The organism is Butyrivibrio fibrisolvens (assembly GCF_037113525.1).
Taxonomy (GTDB): Bacteria; Bacillota; Clostridia; order Lachnospirales; family Lachnospiraceae; genus Butyrivibrio; species Butyrivibrio fibrisolvens.
On the sequence record NZ_CP146963.1, the window covers coordinates 1,346,743 to 1,370,272 of the forward strand.

24 protein-coding genes are annotated in these 23,530 nt (G+C 40.0%); 17 read left to right on the top strand and 7 right to left on the bottom strand.

Annotation, left to right across the window (positions count from 1 at the left end; all coding sequences use genetic code 11):
* Positions 1 to 35: 35 nt before the first annotated feature.
* The 3 genes from WAA20_RS05360 to WAA20_RS05370 all read right to left on the bottom strand — a co-directional run bounded on the left by WAA20_RS05360 (position 36) and on the right by WAA20_RS05370 (position 2,832).
* Complete coding sequence (locus WAA20_RS05360; protein ID WP_338800974.1) at positions 36 to 851, bottom strand: AAA family ATPase; 816 nt, start codon at positions 849 to 851, stop codon at positions 36 to 38.
* A complete protein-coding gene (locus WAA20_RS05365) occupies positions 844 to 2,247 on the bottom strand; it encodes a DDE-type integrase/transposase/recombinase (RefSeq protein ID WP_338800976.1) in 1,404 nt (467 codons plus the stop codon). Before WAA20_RS05365 ends, WAA20_RS05360 begins: the two co-directional genes overlap by 8 nt.
* Positions 2,248 to 2,319: 72 nt before the next feature.
* A complete protein-coding gene (locus WAA20_RS05370) occupies positions 2,320 to 2,832 on the bottom strand; it encodes a DUF6431 domain-containing protein (RefSeq protein ID WP_338802739.1) in 513 nt (170 codons plus the stop codon).
* Positions 2,833 to 3,061: 229 nt separating this feature from the next.
* Between WAA20_RS05370 and WAA20_RS05375 the strand changes: the two genes are divergently transcribed.
* The 6 genes from WAA20_RS05375 to WAA20_RS05400 all read left to right on the top strand — a co-directional run bounded on the left by WAA20_RS05375 (position 3,062) and on the right by WAA20_RS05400 (position 6,824).
* The gene (locus WAA20_RS05375; RefSeq protein WP_073385004.1) at positions 3,062 to 3,262 is read left to right on the top strand and encodes a hypothetical protein; all 201 of its coding nucleotides are present in this window, start codon (positions 3,062 to 3,064) and stop codon (positions 3,260 to 3,262) included.
* Positions 3,247 to 4,227, top strand: a complete 981-nt coding sequence (locus WAA20_RS05380; protein WP_338802373.1) for a hypothetical protein — start codon at positions 3,247 to 3,249, stop codon at positions 4,225 to 4,227. The genes WAA20_RS05375 and WAA20_RS05380 overlap by 16 nt, the downstream gene beginning before the upstream one ends.
* Positions 4,228 to 4,347: 120 nt before the next feature.
* Positions 4,348 to 5,622 carry an AAA family ATPase gene (locus WAA20_RS05385; RefSeq protein WP_073385001.1) on the top strand — a complete coding sequence of 425 codons (1,275 nt, stop codon included), beginning with the start codon at positions 4,348 to 4,350 and terminating at the stop codon, positions 5,620 to 5,622.
* A 30-nt stretch (positions 5,623 to 5,652) separates the two neighbouring features.
* Entirely contained in the window at positions 5,653 to 6,000 is a 348-nt protein-coding gene (locus WAA20_RS05390; RefSeq protein ID WP_207649262.1) for a hypothetical protein, read from the top strand.
* Positions 6,001 to 6,061: 61 nt separating this feature from the next.
* Positions 6,062 to 6,373 carry a hypothetical protein gene (locus WAA20_RS05395; RefSeq protein WP_073384999.1) on the top strand — a complete coding sequence of 104 codons (312 nt, stop codon included), beginning with the start codon at positions 6,062 to 6,064 and terminating at the stop codon, positions 6,371 to 6,373.
* Between the two features lie 79 nt (positions 6,374 to 6,452).
* A complete protein-coding gene (locus WAA20_RS05400; RefSeq protein WP_073384998.1) occupies positions 6,453 to 6,824 on the top strand; it encodes a YccF domain-containing protein in 372 nt (123 codons plus the stop codon).
* Between the two features lie 87 nt (positions 6,825 to 6,911).
* Here WAA20_RS05400 and WAA20_RS05405 read toward each other — a convergent pair whose 3' ends face one another.
* Positions 6,912 to 7,955 (bottom strand): PD-(D/E)XK nuclease family transposase, encoded by a 1,044-nt coding sequence (locus WAA20_RS05405; protein WP_073384996.1) that lies wholly within the window; start codon positions 7,953 to 7,955, stop codon positions 6,912 to 6,914.
* A 372-nt stretch (positions 7,956 to 8,327) separates the two neighbouring features.
* Here WAA20_RS05405 and WAA20_RS05410 point away from each other — a divergent pair, with 372 nt between their 5' ends.
* From WAA20_RS05410 to WAA20_RS05420, 3 genes are all read left to right on the top strand, one after another.
* Positions 8,328 to 9,437 (top strand): radical SAM protein, encoded by a 1,110-nt coding sequence (locus WAA20_RS05410; protein ID WP_073384994.1) that lies wholly within the window; start codon positions 8,328 to 8,330, stop codon positions 9,435 to 9,437.
* Positions 9,438 to 9,602: 165 nt separating this feature from the next.
* Positions 9,603 to 10,082: a MarR family transcriptional regulator gene (locus WAA20_RS05415; RefSeq protein ID WP_073384993.1), complete on the top strand. Its 480-nt coding sequence runs from the start codon at positions 9,603 to 9,605 to the stop codon at positions 10,080 to 10,082.
* Complete coding sequence (locus WAA20_RS05420) at positions 10,079 to 10,717, top strand: flavodoxin domain-containing protein (RefSeq protein ID WP_073384991.1); 639 nt, start codon at positions 10,079 to 10,081, stop codon at positions 10,715 to 10,717. Before WAA20_RS05415 ends, WAA20_RS05420 begins: the two co-directional genes overlap by 4 nt.
* Positions 10,718 to 11,010: 293 nt before the next feature.
* Here the strand turns inward: WAA20_RS05420 and WAA20_RS05425 are convergent, their stop codons facing one another.
* The 3 genes from WAA20_RS05425 to WAA20_RS05435 all read right to left on the bottom strand — a co-directional run bounded on the left by WAA20_RS05425 (position 11,011) and on the right by WAA20_RS05435 (position 13,575).
* Positions 11,011 to 12,318, bottom strand: a complete 1,308-nt coding sequence (locus tag WAA20_RS05425) for an AAA family ATPase (RefSeq protein WP_073384989.1) — start codon at positions 12,316 to 12,318, stop codon at positions 11,011 to 11,013.
* Between the two features lie 207 nt (positions 12,319 to 12,525).
* The gene (locus WAA20_RS05430) at positions 12,526 to 13,038 is read right to left on the bottom strand and encodes a hypothetical protein (protein WP_139263592.1); all 513 of its coding nucleotides are present in this window, start codon (positions 13,036 to 13,038) and stop codon (positions 12,526 to 12,528) included.
* Between the two features lie 72 nt (positions 13,039 to 13,110).
* Positions 13,111 to 13,575 (bottom strand): hypothetical protein, encoded by a 465-nt coding sequence (locus WAA20_RS05435; protein ID WP_139263590.1) that lies wholly within the window; start codon positions 13,573 to 13,575, stop codon positions 13,111 to 13,113.
* A 516-nt stretch (positions 13,576 to 14,091) separates the two neighbouring features.
* Between WAA20_RS05435 and WAA20_RS05440 the strand changes: the two genes are divergently transcribed.
* From WAA20_RS05440 to WAA20_RS05475, 8 genes are all read left to right on the top strand, one after another.
* The gene (locus tag WAA20_RS05440) at positions 14,092 to 14,442 is read left to right on the top strand and encodes a multidrug transporter (protein ID WP_073384983.1); all 351 of its coding nucleotides are present in this window, start codon (positions 14,092 to 14,094) and stop codon (positions 14,440 to 14,442) included.
* Between the two features lie 308 nt (positions 14,443 to 14,750).
* Positions 14,751 to 15,512, top strand: coding sequence for a GTPase RsgA (gene rsgA / locus WAA20_RS05445; protein ID WP_073384981.1), 762 nt, complete (start codon positions 14,751 to 14,753; stop codon positions 15,510 to 15,512).
* Between the two features lie 141 nt (positions 15,513 to 15,653).
* A complete protein-coding gene (gene coaBC / locus WAA20_RS05450; RefSeq protein ID WP_073384979.1) occupies positions 15,654 to 16,859 on the top strand; it encodes a bifunctional phosphopantothenoylcysteine decarboxylase/phosphopantothenate--cysteine ligase CoaBC in 1,206 nt (401 codons plus the stop codon).
* Positions 16,860 to 16,866: 7 nt separating this feature from the next.
* The gene (locus tag WAA20_RS05455) at positions 16,867 to 17,640 is read left to right on the top strand and encodes a type III pantothenate kinase (RefSeq protein WP_073384976.1); all 774 of its coding nucleotides are present in this window, start codon (positions 16,867 to 16,869) and stop codon (positions 17,638 to 17,640) included.
* Between the two features lie 12 nt (positions 17,641 to 17,652).
* Positions 17,653 to 19,470, top strand: coding sequence for an ABC transporter ATP-binding protein (locus WAA20_RS05460; RefSeq protein WP_073384974.1), 1,818 nt, complete (start codon positions 17,653 to 17,655; stop codon positions 19,468 to 19,470).
* Between the two features lie 97 nt (positions 19,471 to 19,567).
* Positions 19,568 to 20,188, top strand: coding sequence for a sel1 repeat family protein (locus WAA20_RS05465; protein WP_073384973.1), 621 nt, complete (start codon positions 19,568 to 19,570; stop codon positions 20,186 to 20,188).
* A gap of 95 nt (positions 20,189 to 20,283) precedes the next feature.
* On the top strand, positions 20,284 to 21,327 hold the full coding sequence (gene rsmH / locus WAA20_RS05470; RefSeq protein ID WP_073384971.1) for a 16S rRNA (cytosine(1402)-N(4))-methyltransferase RsmH: 1,044 nt from the start codon (positions 20,284 to 20,286) through the stop codon (positions 21,325 to 21,327).
* 51 nt (positions 21,328 to 21,378) lie between these two features.
* On the top strand, positions 21,379 to 23,151 hold the full coding sequence (locus WAA20_RS05475; protein ID WP_242951125.1) for an ABC transporter ATP-binding protein: 1,773 nt from the start codon (positions 21,379 to 21,381) through the stop codon (positions 23,149 to 23,151).
* Positions 23,152 to 23,530: the final 379 nt, after the last annotated feature.

Sequence of the window (23,530 nt, forward strand, 5' to 3'; positions counted from 1 at the left end):
TCCGTCGAATTCTGTTACGGGAAATTCGTAAGTGATTATGATACCTCACCTCCAAGCATCTCGTGGTCTATGACAAACTGAACCTGATGTTCATCGATGAGACGCTTATTCTGCTGACTTGCATACATAAGACATCCATCACAGATATGGTTTATTCGTCTTGGTATACCTGTTGAAACTTTATAGATCTCATCAATAGCTTTATCGGTAAATATATCCTTACGTCCTTCAGCGTAATTAAGATGAGATTCTATATAATGCTGAGTCTCAGCTCTGTCAAGATGCGGTATAACGCAGCTTATATCTATCCTGTGCCTTACAGCAGCATATCTTTGAAGTTTGAGCTTATCCCAAAGTTCACTTTGGCCAACAAGTACAAGTGCCATGGGGCTCATTGAATCAAAACGATAATTCAGAAGAAATCGGAACTCTTCGATAGTTTCTTTTTCAAGAAGATGCGCTTCATCGAGAATGCATACAACTTTTTTGCCATGGACACCGCGAATTATCTCGACTTCTTTTTGGAGTTGTCTCTTGGCATCACCTCTGTAGAACTTTGATTCAATCCCAAGCTGATCAAGCATTCCCTTATAAAACCATCTCGGGGTAAGCTTGGAATCAGATAGATAAAGGAAAAGGTACTCGTCCTTGGGAAGGGTTGACACAAACTTCCTTATCAGAGTTGATTTACCACATCCGGCATCAGCTGTAACTACAGCAAAGAGCTGCCTATCAGCTGCGTATGAAAGTCTTCCGAGCGTCTCATCTATGGCGATTGATTCATAAAGCTTTTCGGGTGGAACATTTCTGGTAAACGGTGTGTGTTTCATATCAAAGAATTGTTCATACATTGTTGCCACCTTCCTTTCTGTAGGAAGCGAAGGAGATGGCATCTGTAAGCCTCTTCTTTGACTGCGCATGTTTCTTTTCAAGAGCATCCAGGAACCTTGACGTTTCAGATGTTGCAAGCTGTATGCCGACCGGAAGGGTTTCGTTCTTGTCGCAGTATTCTCCAATCTTTAATGGCTTTGCGGTAAACGGTTCAATCCCCGGATAAGATACTGTGATAGTCTCAGGAAAGAACGGGTCATAGGCTACTTCCACCATGTGGCTGATAAGTGAAGGTTTAGTTTCGTACTTTCGTCCTTTAAAGCTTATGCAGGCTCCTTTATCTACCTGCCGTGTGACGTGGTACATGAAAGCCTCTGATACAGTTGATGTATCGATGAATGTAAGCGGTCTTTTGTCACGATTAAATTCTTGAACTGGAGTTATACCTTCATTCGGCACATTTACTCCGACGCTTTCATAGTACTCTCTGATACCAGAATGAGGCTTCTTGTTGTAATACTCTTCAAGGAAGATGGTCCAAAGGCGATTAAGTTCTTCAAGAGAAGTGATTTTTTTGAGTTTGGCTTCTCGCAAAAAGGCATCGACTACCTGATGGAATTTCTCAATCTTGCCTTTACTTTTACCGCTTCGCACCTTGGCATGGTTGATTCTTATGCCAAGTCTTGTAAGTGATAGCTTGAGCTGTTTTGCTATGTACTGAGTTCCATTATCAAAGTAGCATGCATCAAACTTTCCATAACGGAGTATGACCTTTCTGAATGTATCTTCAACAATGGTCTCTTCCTGGTTGTCATAGAACTGCGAAGAAAGTATCATCCTGGAATGGTCATCGATAGCAGAAGAAAGATATGTCTGAACTTTCTTTCCACCTATCTGTAACATCGGTCCATACTTAATGTCACCTTGGACAAGCATCATTCTGTGAGGCTTGCAGAATCTTTTGGATGAGCTTTCTCTGGCATCTGAATATACCTTAAGATGTTTGGTTCCAAAGCCCTGTTTGTACATGTGGCGTTGAAGAGTAGACCTTTTAAGAACACCAATAGGAACTTTACCTTCAATCTCAAGGATCGTTATGATTTGATCCACAGATCTTCCTGGTACCTCAAGCCTAAGCTGTATGGCTTCTTTTACAAGGTTGTCAAAGTTCTCTGGCAGCTTGTGTGAATGTACTCCTGATCTTGGAACAGGCTTAAGACCTTCAAACTCATTATCGCGAAATGAACTTTCATATCTGTACAGTGTTCTTGGTGAAATATCGTTCTGAACTGCGATCTTGTTTCGCATCTGGATCTTTTTAGCATTATCCATTTCAGGATCCAGAAGTGGTGATATAAGCCTGAAACGTTCAAGAGCCTCACGTTCCTGCCATTTGATATTTTCGTTATTTTCCATCGTCAGTTACCTCCTATGAGGCAACTATACGAGAACTGATCTTGACACTCAAAACAAAGTGAGTGCAAAGAATTACCAGACAGGGACAAGATAATTACCGCTATTGTAGATGGTGCGGATGATATATCCCAGCCAGTGAGGTTTGACTTCAATTTTTTTGAAAGTACTGAGCAATGATACGCCTGATATCAGGAAGTCATCTCTGTTATCAAGCAGCCTGTATATGGTATTGCGAAGATATCCTTCGGCACGTTCTTTGTTTTCTTTGTACCACAGGATCCATCTTTTCATAGTTTCCTCACAAGGGTAGTCTTCGGAATCCTCATCATCTGATGTAACAATTCCATCTATGACTCCGGTTATTATCTCTGAGTCATAATGTTTATAGGGGACCAGGCAATCCGGCAACTCTGTATGAAAGCCCCCACATCCCAAGCATTGAAGCCTTCGGATGATAAACCACTCTATAATACCACCTTCCTTGCGGTGTATCCGTTTCTTGGAATCTCGGTATTTAAGCTCACCACCACAGTGAGGACACGGTGGTGTGATACCATTGCTCTCAACTAAAAATATTTTCTTTATGGCGGGTAAGGTAGTACTCTGATATAATAATCATGGTTGAAAAACCACGTCCCAGAGTACGCGACTTTCCACGGAGGGTGCTCTGGGACATTCCTTTTTATATACTGTTCTTATGACAGTATACAGAGCAGTTCCGTGTCAAACAAGCAGATCTGTATTATGTTAATTTGAGAGGTCTACAACAGAATGGACTGATGCCAAGAAGGGTATATATCAATAGGAGAGTTTTATGTCATATGGATTGATATGTGAGGATTGCGGCTGCCCTTTCTTTTATCAGGAAGAGGATGGCTATTATTGCGAGGATTGCGAACGCTATTATTCTTTTTATGAAGCATTTTCATTATTAGGGATACAGGAATATAGGCGTGAAATGAAGGCTGCAAAACTTAAAACAGTATTTTTAACATTAAGGTGGATGGTAAGATGAAACGAAGATTGAATTATGATTTTTTTATGGAGTTTCTAGATGGAAGCTTAGCAGGGATACTAAATATGGTTCATAATGACACAACGCTCATTATGGAACTTCGTGGTAATAAGGTTGTAATTTACTATCGTGGCGGAGCTTTATTTACCATTACCAATACAGGCAAAGGTTATGAAATATATCATAATCCTGCATATTGGCTTCCAGAAAAGAAATATGAGGAACTTGTTACTGACCCTTCACCCGAGGAATGCGTAAAGAATGTAGCTCTGTATAAGCATCAAATGGACTACTATAGATCTATTAATCCTGAGTTGGAGGCACAATGCTTACTACAACTGGTACTGGAAAATAATATCCTTCCTGGGAAGTCAAAAACTACAGGGGATTACTTTATATTAGATATTGAGTATGCATATAAAGAACAAGGCGGATTGAATCTAAGATTTGATGCAATCGGTCTTAACTGGCCTTCTACTTCCTCAGATCGTAGAAAACGTATTGATATGGGAATAACATTTTTTGAAATGAAGTATTATGATGGAGCCATGAAGGGAAAAGCTGGCATACAGAAGCATATCAGTGATTATAGGGCATTCATAGAGACTAAAGCTTATTTTGATATGTGCAGAGATATGGAAGGGGTTTTCTGGCAAAAATACCATCTTGGACTCATCCCGGCTTATATGATGCCAACTAATCTTGATGATAAAGATGCCAATATAATAATAGATGAAAACAAAGTGGATTTAGCCTTTCTTTTTGCTAACAGAGATCCTGACAGTACAATAGCAAAAGCTGAACTTAGTGCAGCAGTAGAAAAGTACGGAAAGGAAAGAACTCAGGATATCTATGTAGCAAACGCTTCAGACATAGGGTATGTATTATTCCGATACAAGGATAATGGCAAAGGACAAGGCAAGGCTGATCGCTACATAAGAATTGCGGATTATGTTAATCTCTGATAATTAAGCAATGTGCTAAAAAAGGCACATTGCTTTTTTTATTATGTGATTGTAAAGGTACACTAGTGAACAAGGATCTGTTTCACCGCTGGTTAAGAAATGAAAGGATAATGCAGGGAAATGAAGGATTTTTTTGAAGAAATAGTTGGATATGAAGATATCAAAAAGGAATTACGAATTATTAGCGATATGCTGAATAACGCAGAAATGTATAAAAAACTTGGAGCAAGTATCAATGAGGGGGTAATTCTAAATGGTAGACCAGGCACTGGTAAGACTACCATGGCTAACTGCCTTATAAAATCCACTAACAGATCAGTTTACTTATGTAGAAAGAAGGCTACAGACGGTGAGTTTGTGAAGACAATAAATGATGTGTTCAAGAATGCTAAAGAAAACATGCCATCAATTGTGCTTTTAGATGATCTCGATAAGTTTTCTGATAAGGATGAGAATTGTGATGCAGAGGAATTCGCTGCTGTTCAATCCTGCATGGACGAAATAAAAGGGATGGATATTTTTGTTATCGCAACTGTCAACAACATACGAAAGATTCCTGATTCTTTGAAAAGAGCAGGGAGGTTGGGTAAAAGAATATATGTGCGCTTGCCTAAAGCCAATGAGGCAGCAAGGATTGTAAAACATTATCTTGATAGGATTGAAAATTGCAATGATTTAGATGAAATGTCAATTGCAAGAATGTTGAATGGTGAATCGTGCGCAGCATTGGAGAATGTAATAAACAGCGCTGCTATGAAGGCTGCTTTCAATCGTCAGGATAAAGTGAATATGCAAAACATAATAGATGCATGTTTGGATGTGATATTTGACGCTCCCGAAAGTGAGGAGGATCTTTCAGAAGAGTTCAAACGTAGAGTCGCCTATCACGAAGCTGGTCATGCAGTTGCCGCTGAAGTATTGGACCCAGGGAGTGTAAGTATAATCTCTATAAGAAAAACAGATGGTGGTAAATATGGATTTATCAAGTATTTAAGACGTGAAGAAAAAGAGGATTTTTGTAGTGATTATAGCGAAAACATTATTATGACATCATTGGCAGGGAAAGCGGCTACAGAACTTGTTTTTGGAGAGTCCGATATGGGGGTGAACAGTGACCTACATCATGCATTTGATAAAGCTAAAATAATGGTTGACAACAGATGCATGTATGGATTTAATAACTGGATTGAAGATAATGACTCAAGTTTTGTGGCTGAAAATAGAAACCGTGCTATGGCAATGGTATTGGAGAAAAACTATCTGGAAGTCAAAAAGCTGTTGGCAGCAAATCGAGTTTTATTGGATAAAATTGCTGATGAATTGATAAAGAATACAACCCTTACATATTCAGATGTTCAGAGCATATGTGTTTCGTATAAAAAACAAATATCGTGAATTATAGGAAAACTATGATAAGGAAAAACTATGACTAATCGGAGAAGAGGAGTATTTTGGGTTATTGACGGAGAACTGTTGGCGGTTCCATATGAAGAAAAGCAGGAATTTATTCCCAAGATAATTATGGTATCACCTCCGGAAATAGGAAAAGATATCAGAACCTCTCCTTTCTATGGAGGATTTGTTGAGGACGCTATTGAAGAGTCAAAAAGATTCCCGGAATTTTATAAGAAAGTCGCTGATGAAAAGGGGTGTATATTCTTTGATGCAGCCAAATACATATATCCTTCAGATATAGATTCGCTTCATCTTGAACCAGAAGGACATGAGATACTGGCGGATGAACTATATCATGTTATCAAAAATATAGTCTAGTTGATTGAACCTGGTACAATTAACATAAGTTTTATTTTAGTAGCAGGAAAGATTCTAAGATATGTATAATGTCATAAGCGAGATAAATAAGTTAGAAGAAAAATATGGCGAAGAGTTTAACTGGGGCACAGACCTTAAGCCTGAATATTTCGAAACAGAACTAAAGAGAGAGACAACTATTGCCCCCTTTAAAAGTGTAAAGGCGATAGCCAGAAGTTATTCCAACGATGACGTTCTGTTTGTTCTTGATGATGAAGTATACCGAATATATCATCTTACATATTCAGGTGGTAATCCCAGATATCAGGAATTTACTGACGGTCAGGCTGCAGTAGACTATATTGAAAAACGGTTTTTAAATGAGTATTTGTAAAGCATATTTCTAAATTCAGAAAAAAGGAAGTAGTATAAGATAATAATATGGTTGATATGATTGAAAGGATTATTTGAATATGAATTTCATCGGAAACTTAATTTGGATAATATGCGGTGGCTTATTTAGTGCTATAGGATGGTGGCTGGCAGGTATTCTTTGGTGCATCACAATAGTTGGAATTCCTGTCGGTCTGCAATGCTTTAAAATGTCATCATTATCACTAAATCCATTTGGAAAAGAAGTGATAGATGAGGGCGGAGCAGTATCTTGCCTATTAAACATTATCTGGTTCTTTGCATCTGGATTAGAACTTGCTATTGGGAATTTTGTTATTGGATGCGTTCTTTGCGTTACGATTATTGGAATTCCTTTCGGAATGCAGTTTTTCAAGATTGCTAGATTAGCACTTTTTCCCTTTGGGGCGAGAATAGTGAAGATAACATATTAAAAGGTGACGGGAATCGAACCCGTCACCATAAAAATCGAATCTATTTGATTTCCTGAAAATATATTTCATCAAGGCAATTTTAAGCAGTTAGTGACTGATTTGTGCTTCCAACTCTTTAATCTTGGCTTGAAGATCTGCGATAGTTGAGTCTTTCTGAGAAATAGTGGCATCCTTCTGTGATAACTGAGCATCTTTCTCAGATATAGTAGCATTAGCATTATCAAGTTGATCCTGCAACTCGTCAATCATATAAATAACAGTGTTCTGATCAAGTTCTTGAAGTTCTTTCGAAAACATTTTCATTACCTCTTCAACATTGAGACACATATCATAAAGATCTTGATACATGGGCGTGAAAGAAGGATATTTCTCAATAAGCTTTCCAATGTAATTAATATCATCACATCCCAGAAATGTAAGCCATGCATCAAATTCATTGTCTATACCTTCATTATGAAGTTTGTCCATGAAAATATCAATAGGAATGAAGATACAGTTCTCCAGCATATTAAGCGTTAATCCTGAATCGGATTTGTGTTTAAAGGTGTGCATTAAGATATTTGGATAATTCTTGAATTCGAGTGGGCTAGATTCCATAAAGACGATAGTATAGACAGGAGGTACATCCTTATAATTGAATTTTTTATTATATTCCTTGCACTTTGTCTTAATCCGTTTATATTGTCGCATCAAAAGATCAGCCATATAGCAGGAAGCTCGTTCCCCTGCAAACCTGTAGCCTATTTTTTGAACTTCGATATTGGCTATAGTTCCATCTTCGAGTTCTACAACAATATCAGTGATTACCAAGGAGGCTTCATCACCTAATCTGTTATTGTCATTTGCAAGCTGATGTTTTACAGTGACTTTTTGCCCCATAATGACAGAAAGAAGCCAAGACAACCTTTCCGGCTTGGTTTCAGGATTTAAGATTTCTTTGAAATAGCTGTCATACAGCATTTTGACACCTTTTGATCCGGTACAGATATCCAGAAAAAGATCCTGATGCTCAGAAGCCCACGAATCGAAAGTAAGACTGAGCTCCGGAGATTTTCCTATCTCCACTAAAATCTCTTCCCTGGTTCTAATAACAGGAAAAAAGGGTTTAAGACTTGAATAGTTACTTTGCATATAGATTCCTTTCTTGCAATTAAAAATAGTTCCCAGTTCTACTTACGTAGTGCGTGGAATTGTTGGCGAGAACTCGCCATGACAGTCATTGACTGTGAATATTGTGCTTTAGATGTGAACACGAAAGGAATCATATCACAAAATGATTATTATGTATAGACATGAAATTATTATTGAATAGTTATTGAACCTGGTACCTCCCATTTTTTTCACCATTAAAAAATGATACAAATCGCTGAAAAATATAGCACAATGAGAATTAATAAGCAAATGGACTCTTGAAGTTCACAAAATTGGTGGTATTATTATAATGTATTTTGCAAAATGGAATAGTATAAAATATAATGAACTATAAATTAAGAGGTAGTTGTAATGAGCAAGGAATTTGATATTCAGGAATATATGACACATGGAGTAGAAAGAGTGGTTTCAGATGCGATAAAAGCTACTCTCAAGAATCCCAAGGAAAGTGTATATATGGCAAAGTTTGCACTGGCGACTAAAGCTGCATCAAAGAAAAGAGCCAGAATGGAAGCAGATGGCGAGCACATTCCGCCGTTCCTCATCGCAAGCATAACTAGCAGTTGTAATCTTCACTGTGCTGGCTGCTATTCCAGATGCAACAATGCTACAAACGACGCTGCGCCTGTTAAGCAGCTCACTGACGATGAATGGCTTAAGATCTTTGATGAGGCCGATGACCTTGGAGTAAGCTTTATACTTCTGGCAGGTGGAGAGCCACTTCTTCGCAAGGGTGTGATAGAAGCTGCAGGCAGGAAACAGAATATTCTTTTTCCTATTTTTACAAATGGAACATTTATGACAGAGAAGTATTTTGACATGTTTGATCAGAATAGGAATCTTGTTCCAATAATGAGTATCGAGGGTGAGAAAGAAGCTACAGACAATAGACGTGGTGAGGGTGTTTATGACAAGCTCATATCCAACATGGATGAGCTTAAAAAGCGCGGACTTATTTTTGGTGCTTCAGTGACTGTGACTACGGAGAATATTAAGGACGTTTCTTCGGAGAGTTTTATTGGCAATCTGTCCGACAAGGGATGCAAAGCTGTTATTTTCGTTGAGTTTGTTCCTGTGACAGATGACTCAAAGCATCTTGCTCCGGGTGAGGAAGATAGAGAATATCTGAAAAAAGAAATTATGAGATTAAGGCAGGAACATCCTGAGATGGTATTTGTATCTTTTCCGGGAGATGAAAAGAGCTCAGGTGGATGTATCGCAGCCGGAAGAGGCTTTTTCCATATCAATTCTCATGGAGGAGCTGAGCCTTGTCCGTTCTCGCCGTACTCGGATATAAATGTAAAAGACACATCGTTAAGGGAGGCTATGAACTCAAGACTATTCAAAGCCTTGCAGAAGGAAGGGGTACTTCTTGATGATCATGATGGCGGGTGTGTTTTGTATGAAAAGAGGCATGAAGTAGAGGCGATTCTCTCAGACGCGGTAAATTCAGTATGGTAAGAGTACTTATAGAAGAAATCGTTATGTGAATTTTCAGAATAATATACGTTTAAGCTTCGGTGAAAGTGCCGGAGCTTTTTCTTTGAAATAGTGTTGACAAAAAGTATGTAACATATTACATTGTTTATATAGGTAACATATTACATATTATTAAAAGGAGCTCATATGAACTACGATGAAGTGATGAATATCGAAAAAGTAAATTTTGGAGATATGCCTCCACAGCCTTTTTTGCTGGGATTACTCAGCGCGTTTGATAACAGATATCAGGCTGCAGCTGATGCATATTTCAAGGAAATTACCTGGAAACAGTTCTTTGCCATAATTTGTATCAACCTTTGCAAGGAACCTCCGACACTGAATGAACTGTCAGATATAATGGGCAGTTCACATCAAAATGTAAAGCAGATACTGCTGAAGCTTGAGAAAAAGGGCTTTGTGATGGCTGCTCCTGATGATAAAGACAAGCGAAAGCAGCGCATTTTTGTTACGGAAAAATGCAGGACTTTTTTGGAACAGAATGACAATAACGGTCAACAGAGCCAGTACGTAATCGGCCGTATTTTTGACGGAATCGATGAAAAGAGCTTGCAAACCACCATACGAACTATCATGAAAATGGAAAGGAATTTAAGCGAACTATGAAAACACTGATAATATACACATCACAGACTGGATTTACCAAAAGATATGCCGAGTGGCTTGCGGAGAAAATGAGCGGAGATCTGCTTGATCTCAAAGATGCTCAGAAAAAGAACATGGAGTTCTTTGAGAACTACGATGCAATCTGCTATGGAGGTTGGGCAATGGCAGGAAGTATTGTTAAGGCAAAGTGGTTCCTTGAAAAGGCTACTAACTGGAAGAATAAGCGCCTAGCTGTGTTTTGTGTAGGTGGCAGCCCTAACGATAACCCGGATGTAGATGTCTTTCTTCAGAATGTAATTACAGAAGAGCAGAGGAAATACATAAAGGTATTCTACTGCCAGGGCGGGTTTAACTATGAAAAGATGAAGACGCCATCTCGTATTGCTATGAAGATGTTTGTGTCAGCCTTAAAAAACAAGAAGGATGCCACTGAGAAAGAGAAGGTAATGGCTGAGAAGATGGCTTCATCCTATGACATCTCTGATATCAAATACATAGAGCCTATCGTTATGTATCTTGGAGAAAATGATATGATAGAGAAGAATGATATCGAAGTTGATGCGGTTTCCGGTGCAACCATGTCAAGCGAAGTAATCAAAGCCGCGGTCAGGGATGCGTTAAGATCAGATCATTAATCTTTTCAGTAAAACCGATTATAAGGAGAAAGAGAGATTTATGCCAGGTAGGAAATACTTATATACGGAAAGGGCGCACTATATGTCCCCGAACATGCACTTCGGTATCATGGCGGAAATCGGATCGGAGTTCGATGCGGATGGTATCATCGAGAGCATTGGTTTCATACGGACGAGCAAATTCGCTTTTTGAATGATTGGAGGCAATCATGCAGATGAAGAATTAAAAGGTGACGGGAATCGAACCCGTCACCTCAAAAAACGAATCTATATGATTTTCTGAAAATCTATCTTTAGATGAATGCTGACATATACAAAGGAAGGGTAATTATTCCATCTTCACTAATTCCGAGATTTCCATCGACAAATTTATATCCGTATGAAATATCCGGTTTGTTTTTTATCACGCTGGTGAGCGATGTGGCTTTTGTGTTTCCGGATTTTACTTCAATGGGAATGACAGCGCCCTCTTTTTGTATTAGAAAATCTAATTCTTTTTTAGTGGTGTCGTTTTTGTAATAGTAAAGAGTATAGCCGTTTTTATATAATGCGTCAGCGATAGCACATTCGTAGAAACCGCCTTTGGTAGTGCCTGAAAGCGTATTTTCGACAAGGTGTTGCTTGAGGGAATAATCTTTCATTGCGATCAGTAGTGAAAGGTCTGTTGTATACGCCCGGAATAGTTCGCTTTTGGCATAGTCATCAAGATCGTATCTTATGTCTGATACTGCCTTGCTCAGTTGAATGATATCTGCACTCAGGAGCCATTCGATGCTTGAATAATACTTTTGTGCTCTGGCACCATGTTCAATCTCTTTATATTGGAACTTATGGTTTTCTTTATCAAGAAGCTGCTTGGAAAGGGAAAGGTAACACTTTTCAGCTTTTACTTTTTCTTCAGCAGTGGCGTAGTGCGCAATGTCATATTGATAACCTTGAAGAAGATCTCGTTGTATTCGGTCAACCTCGATGAAATTTTTGGAGTCCACATATACCTGTACTGCTTCAGGCATTCCACCTATTGCGATGTATTGCCTGTAATAGCTCATCATCTGATTATGTATGGCATCGGGGATTGCTTTTTTATGGAGAAGGTAATCACGGACTGAGCCTATCATATCTTCAGATAATCCAAGCCCCCACAAAAACTCTTCAAAATCAAGACCATGCATTTTTAAGTAATCCACATAACCTACTGGATATGAGGATGAACGTTTATAGTCGATTCCTAATAGAGATCCTGAAACAATCACATCATATCTATTGTCGTCTGCCCAGAATTTAAGGGAAGTAATTGCTTCGGGGCATTCCTGTATTTCATCAAGGAAAATAAGAGTTTTGTCCGGAGAAATTTTCTTGTCAGGAAATCTGAATCGAAGCGCCATGACCATTCCATCAACATCAAGGTCGCCAGAAAAGATCTCAGTTGCTGAGGGAGTCATCTTAAAGTTTATCTCTATATATTCATCATAGTTTTCCTCAGCAAAACGCCTTATTATGAATGTCTTACCAGTCTGACGTGCGCCTTGAACTACGAGGCATTTTTTGTTTTTTGTTTTCTTCCAGTCTTGAAGCTGTTTGGTTGCTTTTCTTTTTAACATCATAATACTCCTATCAACATAATAGAAAGTAAAAGGGAATCATATCAACATTTTAGAATACTAAAATGCAAATTATATCAACATTTTAGAGCTCTAAAATGTATCACTCATCAACATTTTAGAAAATTATAGCATTAATAAGACATCAAGGCAATTAAAAAGGTGACGGGAGTCGAACCTGTCACCATAAAAAACGAATCTATTTGATTAGTTGTAGAAGTCTTCAAAATCTTCCTTGTTTTCCGTAACAAAATCAATTATGTCATCAGTAGTCATGCTATCGACGTTATCGCAGATCCATTCTGTGACGTCTGTTTTATAGCTGAGATATTCGAAATCTCTGTAGGTTTTGCCATAGGACTCATGAACATTTTCATATCCTTTGAATATGAGCGGTACTGTGTCGCCGTCGCAGACAGCGGTAACGATCAGGTCGGAAAGGCCGTCGTAATCTAAGTCGCAAAGAGCAACATCTATAACGTCAGTAACCTCTGGATATTCCTTATCCTCTGCACAAATGTCTCTTTTTTCTCCCGTATAATAGTCGTTCATAAGCTGAATGCTGGGATATTTATTATCTTCGCCATAAAAGCCTTGCAGAAGGAAGGGGTACTTCTTGATGATCATGATGGTGGATGTGTTTTGTATGAAAAGAGGCATGAAGTAGAGGCGATTCTCTTTATAAAAAGTGGCAATGATTATTATTTTTATAGTAATCATTGCCACTTCATAATAGTAATTTATTAAATTTTGTAATCACTTTTGTTGTCAGGGGATTTGTATTAGTATAAATTATTTAGCTTCACTTGCTGGTACATTTGTATCATCATCTCTTGGATATGCTGCTCCATCTGCAATATCCTCTTCAAAGGTCTCTTTATCAGTTCTATAATGGATTTCAGTATTCCAACTATCATTGTCAGATGAAAGATATAAAGTATTTCCATCTTCAGACACTTTAGCATGTAATGGCACGAATTTACTATACTCTGAAAAATAAATATCAACTCCATCTTCAGTCTTCTCTGCTGTACCCTCATATTGCTTAAAATAATTATATGAACCAATATTATCCAGATTAGTTACATATTCTGCCTTTGATCCATCAATATGAAGATAAATAACCCCGTGACCATTTGCTGCGGTTCTGCACAGCCAATAGCCATCTACCTTTGAACTTTTACTCCCACAACCTGTTAAAAGGAACGAACCCATTAACATTAGTACTAAAACTTTTTTGAAAATACCTTTTTTCAACTTTTATCTCCTTTCAAAACCCAACAACATAAGATTATACGACGTTTTTCTACATTTTTTCAATAATCTGATTTATAATTTATTGAATATGGTGCTATTAAAATTACTCTAGTTTTTTTCTAAGTTCAACTGCATTTAACTTACAACAAAACGATTATATACTAAAAGCATGATTACTATTGTAAGAATAGTTTTTTGATAGTGGTAAAAGGTGCTTTGGATTTTTTTAAAGAATGCGGATTCTATATATGTGATCAATGTCGGAGGGTATATTGGAGATAGTACTCACTCGGAGATTGAGTATGCGGTTTAGCATGGAAAAGGAGTGCGGTATCTGGAAGCGTGATATGCTTGCCTGAATTTTGTGGACGTCACTTTAGAAAAAGGGTACATGTACCCAAAATCTAAAATGAGGCATATAATATGGTAATTGATAGAGCAAGGAATTATAGTTATGAGTTTGTTTGATTTTTTGTTAAATGAGGATAGTCTGGACTATTAAGGTAGGAATTAGTAATGTATAATCAGGTATTTAAAGAAAGTGACTGGAAATTGTTCAGAAAGAAGATTGCTGATTGGCAGGAATCTTATATGGACAAACTTAACAAGGAATATATTGAGTTACTAAGTGGTGAAGGTAATCCGTCTGATAAGTTTTGGGCGTTGGATGAGCGCCTTAAGGAAGATAAAAAGTGTAAGGGCGTACAGGCAAGGATGAGTAGATCCGAGATGCTCTTTAATATTCTTGAGCTTATAAACGAAGGTGCTATTACACAGGATGATTTAAGTGACTTTAGTGATGAGCTTAAGGATTATGTAAGAGCGTATACAGATAAGGATGAGAAAGAGTATCGTTTTGGCGTGTGAGGAATTGATCGTTATTGACATTATAACGCAATTCTGATAATCTCAGAATGTACCAAAAATCTAAAAGAAAGCGAGGTAATCATAATAATGAGTGTAATGACAATTGAGAATGTAACTGTATATCGTATGAAGACCTCGGTTTGTGTCTTATAATTCGTATAGGACGAATATATATTTGATTTCTGACCGTGGCTTATTAGTCACGGTTTTTCTTTTTTCAGAAAGAAGATTCTTGCGCCTTAATCAGGCAATATTCACATTCAGAGGTCTCCATGTATATCAAAAAAATATGAATGGAGAATACAAAATTGAATAACAATCTTATCAAACATGAAACTAATAAAGATTATGGTAATGAAAACAAGATCGGAAGAATTTCTGAAGTACAAAAGAACAGCTACAAGATAAGATTCTGTGGCACAGACCTTCCGGCTAAGCTTAAGGGAAGCTTTTACGAACAAGCTGCAGAGAACCTTCCTGTTGTGGGAGACTACGTAACATTCCAGCATAACCCAATAGGTGAATCTGTCATTCTGTCAGTGCGTGAAAGGACCAGCTTCCTTCAAAGACCCGATCAGGCCAAGACGGGAGTAATGCAGTATATGGTGGCGAACGCCGATTACACCTTTATCGTAACATCACTTAATGAGGATTACAGCTATAACCGAATCGCCAGATACGTAAGTGCCGTCATTCAGGGCGGCTCTACTCCTGTCGTGATTCTTACGAAATCCGATCTCTGCAGTAACGTCTGGCCCTATATCAGCGAAGTGGAATCTATCTCTGACAAAATAAGAGTTCACGCAATCTCTGCTCTTTACGACATAGGTATGGATGAGCTCAAAGAGTATTTTGCCAAAGGGAAAACCATATGCCTTCTGGGCTCATCAGGTGCGGGCAAATCTACTCTTATCAATGCGCTTACCGGCGAAGAGACCATGAAGACATCAGAAATAAGGTCATACGATTCCACCGGAAGGCACACCACAACTCACAGACAGCTGATCGAGCTTGAAAACGGCGTAAGTATCATTGACACTCCCGGTATGCGCGAGGTGGGATTGATATAAATTCTTTTCATAACCGTCATAATAGTATAGAATACATACGTGTTTAACAAAAATCTGGATTGTACCATATCCTGACGGAAAGCACTTGGTTATACATCGGACAGGAAAAATATATGGACAATACCGCATAGGAGGAGCAAGATGCTCAAGAATAAAACGATTGTACTTGGCGTTACCGGAAGTATCGCCGCTTACAAGGCCGCAAACCTTGCAAGTATGCTCAAAAAGGAAGGTGCTGACGTTCACGTTATTATGACAAAGAACGCCATCAACTTCATAAACCCCATCACATTCGAAACGCTCATCGGCAATAAGTGCCTCACTGACACATTTGACCGCAACTTCGAATTCTCCGTAGAGCACGTCTCTTTGGCCAAGAAGGCTGATATCATCGCCATCGCTCCGGCCAGCGCAGATATTATCGCGAAGTGTGCTCACGGCATTGCAGACGACATGCTGACAACAACTGTGCTTGCAGCAACCTGTAAGAAACTCATCGTACCTGCAATGAACACACGTATGTATGAAAATAGTATAACTCAGGAGAACATAGAGCACCTTAAAAAGCACGGATTTGCTATTATGACACCTGAATCAGGCTATCTTGCCTGCGGTGACAGCGGCAAAGGTCGTTTTCCCAAGGAAGAACTCATACTTGAAGAGATCCTGTATCATGTAGCTTTTGACAAGGATCTTACTGGCAAAAAAGTCCTGATCACAGCCGGACCTACAAGAGAAGCTCTTGATCCTGTCCGTTTTATAACTAACTATTCAACAGGCAAAATGGGCTACGCCTTCGCCAAAGCTGCCATGCTTAGGGGCGCAGACGTAAGCCTTGTTTCAGGCCCTGTAAATATCGAGGCTCCGTCTCACATAGAGCTTGTACCTATTACTAGTGCAAAAGAGCTTTTTGAAGAGACTAGCAAAAGAGCTGCAGATGCAGACATCGTAATAGCAACAGCGGCCGTTGCAGACTACAGACCGCAGACTATCGCGGATAATAAGATCCGCAAGGAAGACAAGTCTGACAATACTATGACACTGACCCTTGAAAGAACAGAAGATACTCTTTCATGGATAGGTCAGCACAAAAAAGAAGGCCAGGTTCTCTGCGGGTTTGCTATGGAGACAGAAGATCTTGAGGCTCATGCCAAGGATAAGCTTGAAAGGAAGAACCTTGATCTTATCTGTGCCAACAATGTTAAGGTTGAAGGCGCCGGCTTTGGCGTAGATACCAATGTCATAACAGTCATAACCAAAGAGGGTGCGAATCACCTTCCTCTTATGAGTAAGTTTGAGGCAGCAGGAGAGATTCTGACGATCTGTAGCCAGATCTCAAACAGATGAGGTTGGTATGGTTTTAGTTTTTGATATAGGTAATTCAAATATTACTATTGGGGCTTATGAAGAGGATAAGCTAATCTTCACAGCAAGACTTATAACCGACAGAGACTTGGATTCGGAAGCTTATGCTGAGAAGATCCAAGGAATTCTTTTGTCTAAAGGAAAGTCTACTAATAGTATAGACGGCGCTGTCATATGTAGCGTTGTGCCGACTGTTACGGTTAAGGTATCATCTGCAGTAGAGATGCTGACAGGTAATGCGCCTTTAGCTGTAGATTCCCAGACGGATTATGGTCTTAAGATCCAAATGGATAACCCTAAGAAAGTCGGGACAGACCTTCTAGTTGGCGCGAGTGGAGCTATATTTAAGTACGAGGCGCCGCTTTGCGTCATTGATCTTGGGACTTTTACAACGCTGTGTTATGTCAGCGGTGATCATGAATATCAGGGCACTATCATAATTCCGGGGATAAGGACTACGGCGGATTCTTATTCTAGAGCTGCACAGCTCTTTTCCTTCGAAATAGAAAGCCCTAAGGCTCTTCTTGGAACTAATACAAAAGACAGTATGTGTTCTGGGCTTATGCACGGGGCAGCAGCCATGCTGGACGGGCTTATTGACAGGATTGAGTCTGAGAAGGGCGAGCTTAAGACAGTGGTGATGACGGGCGGATTCGCAGGAATGATCGCGCCACTCCTTAGGCATAAGGTGACGATAGATGAGAATCTTCTATTAGAGGGGCTGTTGAGGCTGTATTATAGTAGTATTTCTGACATTAAGTAGCGGGGAGCGGGCATGAAGCTTATTTGGGACTACATGAAATTATACTGGAAAAGAATAACGAGCAACATGTCCATTAAGCTCATCGGAACCATGTGCGAGCTCTCGCTTCCCTATATCCTGGAGCATATCATCGACGATATCGTGCCACTTGGAAGCGTTAAGCTAGTTGTGTACTGGGGCCTTTTCATGACGTTTATGGCCTTTGTCACAAGGTTTTTAAATGTCACAGCCAACAGACTGGCAGTAAGAGTTGCAGCAGATGGTATCAAAAAGCTCCGCTACGATCTTTTTACAAAGACATCTAATCTGTCCGGTACTAGGTTTGACAGTTTCGGGCTTGCATCTCTGACTTCCAGAATGACGTCTGATTCCTACAATGTGCAGAACTTCATGGCGAGAGTTCAGACTATGGCAGTAAGGGCGCCTATTATGCTGATAGGCGGCATCATCCTGACTCTTACGATGGACGCGCAGCTTGCGCTTGTTCTGATAATTATGCTTCCTATCCTTATGGGAGTAGTTCTTTTTATCTCTAATAGAGGTATTCCTCTTTTTGACAGAGTTCAGAGCAGAGTTGATGATGTTGTCCGTATCATGCGCGAGAACATCTCCGGTATCAGGGTCGTTAAGGCTCTTTCCAGAGAAGATCATGAAATGGACAGATACAAAGTGACTAATGATGCGCTTGCAAGGGAAGATATTCATGCCAACAGAATTATGGCGATTCCAGGGCCCTTTATGGAGATTTGTCTTAATGTGGGACTTTCTATTGTTGTCCTTCTGGGCGCAGTAAGAGTTGATAATGGTGCGATAGAGCCGGGTGTTATCCTCGCTTTTTTGACATATTTTAATGTAATACTTCAGGCGGTCATGGGACTTAACAGGATATTCGTTATGATAAGTAAGGCTACCGCTTCTGCGGATCGTATAGCGCTTGTCCTTTCGGATGCGCCTGACCAGCTGGTTTTGGACCTTGCCAGAGGCGATGTGCCCGAGGATGTATGTATTAGATTTGACCATGTGAGCTTTAATTACTTCACACCCGCTGGTAGTGAGGATGAAAGTGCAAGATCCGCGGAAGCTAAGGGTATTCGTTCCATGGATAAGGTATCAGATCAGCCTATTGATAGGAACGAGTTGGAAAAAGAAGAAGGTCGTATCCTTGAAGACATCTCTTTTGACATAAAAAGAGGTCAGTCCCTGGGTATCATAGGTCAGACCGGAAGCGGCAAGACCACCATTATCAATCTACTCATGAGATTCTATGATGCTACGGAAGGTTGCATCTACGTTGATGGCAGAGATGTCAGGTCTTATGAAAAAGATGGTTTGAGAAATAAATTTGGCGTTGTATTCCAAAACGATATTATCTTTGCAGATAGTATATATGGAAATATCGATTTTGAAAGAGGCTTATCTTATAAGGCTATAAGAAAAAGTGCCGATGATTCCGGTGCATCCGAATTCATCGACAGGCTTGAAGGCGGCTATGAATTCAAGGCCGCAATTCACGGTGCTAATCTTTCCGGCGGTCAGAAGCAAAGAATCATGATCTCAAGAGCACTTGCAGGCGATCCCAAGATTCTGATCCTTGACGATTCATCCAGCGCACTTGACTATAAAACAGACGCAGCCCTTCGCAAAGCTATCAGAGAAGACTATGGCGATGCCACGACTATCATGATAGCCCAGCGCGTAAGTTCAGTAATGAGCTGTAACAACATACTGGTGCTAGACGACGGCAGGATGGTTGCTTACGGAACACATGATGAACTGCTTGAGTCTTGTGAACTGTATAGGAAGATATTCGAGCACCAGATGAAAAAATAAGAAGAATCAATTGATAGATGATATATGCTAATATATAAAGGCAAAGAGATTACCCTACCATCGTAAGGTGGCGGGTGAAGTTTTATAAGGAGTTTTTATGAAGAGAGAGTTTAAATTCTACGGATGGGACAAGGCAGATGTCGCTCCGGTTAATAAAGAATATGAGTTAATAGCTGATCCTAAGGAGCTTTATGTGCTCCTCACAGAAGTATGGTGCAAAGAAACTTGCGCTCCCAGAATGAGAGACAACTGGACTAAGGAAAATATGACCTACGGCCAGTGCTCAATTACTGCATTCCTTGCACAGGATATCTTTGGCGGCAAGGTTTACGGTGTTCCGAGGCCGGACGGCAACTTCCATTGCTACAACGTAGTAGATGATTGCGTTTTCGATCTTACCAGCGAGCAGTTCGGTGATGAAGTTCTTTCATATGAAGGTAATCCTGAGCAGAGTAGAGATGAGCACTTTGCAAAAGCAGAGAAGTTCGAACGTTATCAGTACCTTAAAGCAGAACTTGATAAGAAGCTCTTAAAGCTCAAACAGCTTAAGCTCATTGACGGTGCTGCAAGAGGAAATATAGACGCAGCTGCCGGACTTGCTCAGGGCTACTTCGACGGAAGCTTTGGTGAAAAGAACCTTGCGAAAGCTAAAAAGTGGGCTTCTTATGCGGCAAAGCATGGAAGTGCAGCGGCTCAGGAATTATTAAGTAAGATCTAATTAAGAGTTGAAGCTTCACGCATCTTTAGGAAAATACACGTTTATATATGTGAAGAACAGAAATAATGAAACACCCCTGAAAGAGAAAATAATCGATGGAAGAAAAGAAACACAAAAGAAGAGTTCACTACTCTGGTAAATACCCAAAGAAGTTTGAAGAAAAGTACAAGGAGCACGATCCTGAAAAATATAAGGACACAGTTGAGCACGTTATCAGTAAGGGCTCAACTCCTGCAGGCATGCACATTTCTATCATGGTTAAGGAGATCTTAGACTTTCTTCAGATCCAGCCTGGGCAACAGGGTCTTGACTGCACACTTGGTTATGGCGGTCATACCCGCAAGATGCTTGAGCAGCTTCAGGGACAGGGATGCGTCTACGGCCTTGATATAGATCCTATTGAGTCTAAGAAGACCACAGCGCGCCTTAAAGATGCTGGCTTTGGAGATGATATCTTTAAGTTCAGACTTACTAATTTTGAAAATATAGATAAGGTTGCCGCTGAAGCAGGTAAGTTCGACTTTGTACTTGCCGATCTTGGCGTATCTTCCATGCAGATCGATAATCCTGAAAGAGGCTTTTCTTATAAGATTGACGGACCACTTGATCTTCGTCTCGACCCTGAGCACGGCCAGTCCGCTGCAGAAAGGCTCCACAGCATTACTCAGGAAGAGTTTGAAGGAATGATGATCGAAAACTCTGATGAGCCTTATGCCAGGGAGATCGCGTCAAAGGTCTTTTCCCAGATGGCTAAGGGCAATCCTATGGATACCACAACTGCCCTCAAGAATGCTATAACTGACGCTCTCTGGAAGGTCGATAAGTCTGAAAAAGAGCAGACGATCAAGAAGAGCTGCGCAAGAGTATTTCAGGCGCTTCGCATAGATGTTAACAGCGAGTTCGAGGTTTTATATGCCTTCCTTGAAAAGCTTCCCGGCATCCTTAAGCCTGGCGGCAGAGTTGCGATCCTGACTTTCCATTCAGGTGAGGACAGGCTTGTCAAGAAGTCTTTTAAAGCTCTGAAAAAAGAGGGTGTGTATTCCGAAGTTTCAGATGAAGTTATAAGGCCATCTGCCGAGGAATGCAGGATCAACCCGAGAAGTAAATCCACTAAGATGAGATGGGCGATCAAAGCCTGATCTTGACATAAAACCAGCGCCCTTTACGGGACTTTTACCTGAGGACAAGCTATGGCAATGCGACTTTCGACCAAAACTGATAAGCCCAAAGATACTAAAGGTGCATTAAAGCGCCTTTTAAAGTACTGCTTTGAGTATAAGTTTAGGCTATGTATCACTATTATCATGTGCTTTTGCGGCAATCTCCTTGCTTTAGCAGGTCCCAAGCTTGCAGGTAATGCAATAGAAGAGATATCCCACGGGTCAGGACGCATCAACATGCAGATCGTAATCCATTATGTGATTCTGATGATCTGCTGTTATGTGGCATCCGCCCTTATTTCATACATTGTATCTGTCACAATGATGAAAACAGGAAGACTCATTGCCCACAGGATGAGGCAGGATATTTTCAATAAGCTTATGACTCTTCCTGTAGGATATTTTGACCGCAATCAGGTGGGAGATATCATAAGCAGAGTTTCTTATGACGTTGATGTTATCTCAACGTCTATTTCTACTGATACAGTTCAGATCCTTACCAGTATCGTTACGGTTGTGGGTGCTTTTATCATGATGTTTATGATATCCCCGCAGCTTGTAGTCATAACTCTTGTCACAATCCCGCTTGCAGTTATGTATACAAGATTTATGGGCAAAAGAACCAGACCTCTTTTTTCCAAAAGAAGCGCCAAGTATGGCCAGATGAACGGCTTCGTTGAGGAGATGTTCTCCGGGCAAAAGACGATTCTGGCTTACGGCAGGGAAAAGAAGGTTACGGAAAACTTTGATGTTATCAATTCTGAAGCCGCAGATCTTTTCTACAGGTCAGAATATTATGGAATGACCATCGGCCCTTCTGTAGGTTTTATCAATAACCTGGGTCTTGCTCTTACCGGCATGTTTGGTAGCGTCTTGTATTTATACAGGATTGTTAATCTTGGAGAGATTTCCTCTTTTGTCTTATATACAAGAAAATTTTCAGGTCCTATTAACGAGATCGCAAATATTGTTAATGACCTGTTTTCAGCGCTGGCAGCGTCTGAGAGAGTCTTCAGGCTCATTGATGAAGAGGAGGAGACTGTAGACGTTGAGGGTGCCAGGGAGCTTACAGATGTAAGGGGCGATGTGGAATTTGACCACGTTAAGTTCGGCTACATCGAGGGCCGCACTATAATCAAGGACTTCTCCTTCAAGGTTCCTGCAGGTCAGCGTATTGCTATTGTTGGTAAGACGGGGGCAGGCAAGACTACTCTTATCAACCTTCTTATGAGATTTTATGATGTGAACGAAGGCCATATCTACGTTGATGGTAACGAGATAAGGTCCCTTACCAGAAAGAGCCTTCGAAGAGCCTATGCGATGGTACTTCAGGATACCTGGCTTTTTGAGGGAACTGTTTTTGAGAACATAGCTTATGGCTGCGACAATGTATCAAGGCAGGATGTTATAAATGCGGCTAAATCTGCCCATATTCATTCTTTTATAACCCACCTTCCAAAGGGCTATGACACTGTTATTAGCGAAGACGGCGGCAATATCTCTAAGGGTCAGAAGCAGCTCCTTACTATAGCGAGAGCTTTTTTGTATGATGCAAGTATTCTGATACTTGATGAAGCAACTTCCAATGTCGATACTACTACTGAGCAGGAGATTCAGAAGGCTATGACAAGTCTTATGAAGGGACGTACCTGCTTTGTAATAGCTCATAGACTATCTACTATTCAGAATTCCGACAACATCCTAGTTTTAGACCAGGGGGATATCATCGAGCAGGGAACTCACCAGAGCCTTATGGACCAAAAAGGAACTTATTACGATATGTACATGTCCCAGTGGCAGTAAGACGATCTGAATGCGATGGGCATTCATTCATAATTAACCAGATTACTTGTCTATGAATTTATGAATATGTGAGGGCGTTCCGTATAGGAATGTCCTATTTTTTTATTTAATACGAGGAAATTTCTTTGAATTTCCCATTAAATAAAAAACGCTCCGCTATGGATGCCCACTTGCGCGATATGTAGATGATGCCAAAGCATCCGTGCTCGGAGCGAGAATGCCGCAAACGACATTCTTTCCTGCTAAAAAGAGTAATTTATTAAATATATATTAAATATATAATTACGATAGTTGTACTGGTAGAAGAGTATGATTAAAAAGATAGAATAGGTATATTAATGATATTGAAACATAATTAAAAAAATGTAATAAAATACTT

Bases quoted from the DNA above. Each gene is read 5' to 3' on its own strand.
- WAA20_RS05360 (WP_338800974.1), bottom strand. From the start codon at position 851: ATGTATGAACAATTCTTTGATATGAAACACACACCGTTTACCAGAAAT.
- WAA20_RS05365 (WP_338800976.1), bottom strand. From the start codon at position 2,247: ATGGAAAATAACGAAAATATCAAATGGCAGGAACGTGAGGCTCTTGAA.
- WAA20_RS05375 (WP_073385004.1), top strand. From the start codon at position 3,062: ATGTCATATGGATTGATATGTGAGGATTGCGGCTGCCCTTTCTTTTAT.
- WAA20_RS05385 (WP_073385001.1), top strand. From the start codon at position 4,348: ATGAAGGATTTTTTTGAAGAAATAGTTGGATATGAAGATATCAAAAAG.
- WAA20_RS05390 (WP_207649262.1), top strand. From the start codon at position 5,653: ATGACTAATCGGAGAAGAGGAGTATTTTGGGTTATTGACGGAGAACTG.
- WAA20_RS05395 (WP_073384999.1), top strand. From the start codon at position 6,062: ATGTATAATGTCATAAGCGAGATAAATAAGTTAGAAGAAAAATATGGC.
- WAA20_RS05400 (WP_073384998.1), top strand. From the start codon at position 6,453: ATGAATTTCATCGGAAACTTAATTTGGATAATATGCGGTGGCTTATTT.
- WAA20_RS05405 (WP_073384996.1), bottom strand. From the start codon at position 7,955: ATGCAAAGTAACTATTCAAGTCTTAAACCCTTTTTTCCTGTTATTAGA.
- WAA20_RS05410 (WP_073384994.1), top strand. From the start codon at position 8,328: ATGAGCAAGGAATTTGATATTCAGGAATATATGACACATGGAGTAGAA.
- WAA20_RS05415 (WP_073384993.1), top strand. From the start codon at position 9,603: ATGAACTACGATGAAGTGATGAATATCGAAAAAGTAAATTTTGGAGAT.
- WAA20_RS05420 (WP_073384991.1), top strand. From the start codon at position 10,079: ATGAAAACACTGATAATATACACATCACAGACTGGATTTACCAAAAGA.
- WAA20_RS05425 (WP_073384989.1), bottom strand. From the start codon at position 12,318: ATGTTAAAAAGAAAAGCAACCAAACAGCTTCAAGACTGGAAGAAAACA.
- WAA20_RS05430 (WP_139263592.1), bottom strand. From the start codon at position 13,038: ATGATTACTATAAAAATAATAATCATTGCCACTTTTTATAAAGAGAAT.
- WAA20_RS05440 (WP_073384983.1), top strand. From the start codon at position 14,092: ATGTATAATCAGGTATTTAAAGAAAGTGACTGGAAATTGTTCAGAAAG.
- coaBC (WP_073384979.1), top strand. From the start codon at position 15,654: ATGCTCAAGAATAAAACGATTGTACTTGGCGTTACCGGAAGTATCGCC.
- WAA20_RS05455 (WP_073384976.1), top strand. From the start codon at position 16,867: ATGGTTTTAGTTTTTGATATAGGTAATTCAAATATTACTATTGGGGCT.
- WAA20_RS05460 (WP_073384974.1), top strand. From the start codon at position 17,653: ATGAAGCTTATTTGGGACTACATGAAATTATACTGGAAAAGAATAACG.
- WAA20_RS05465 (WP_073384973.1), top strand. From the start codon at position 19,568: ATGAAGAGAGAGTTTAAATTCTACGGATGGGACAAGGCAGATGTCGCT.
- rsmH (WP_073384971.1), top strand. From the start codon at position 20,284: ATGGAAGAAAAGAAACACAAAAGAAGAGTTCACTACTCTGGTAAATAC.
- WAA20_RS05475 (WP_242951125.1), top strand. From the start codon at position 21,379: ATGGCAATGCGACTTTCGACCAAAACTGATAAGCCCAAAGATACTAAA.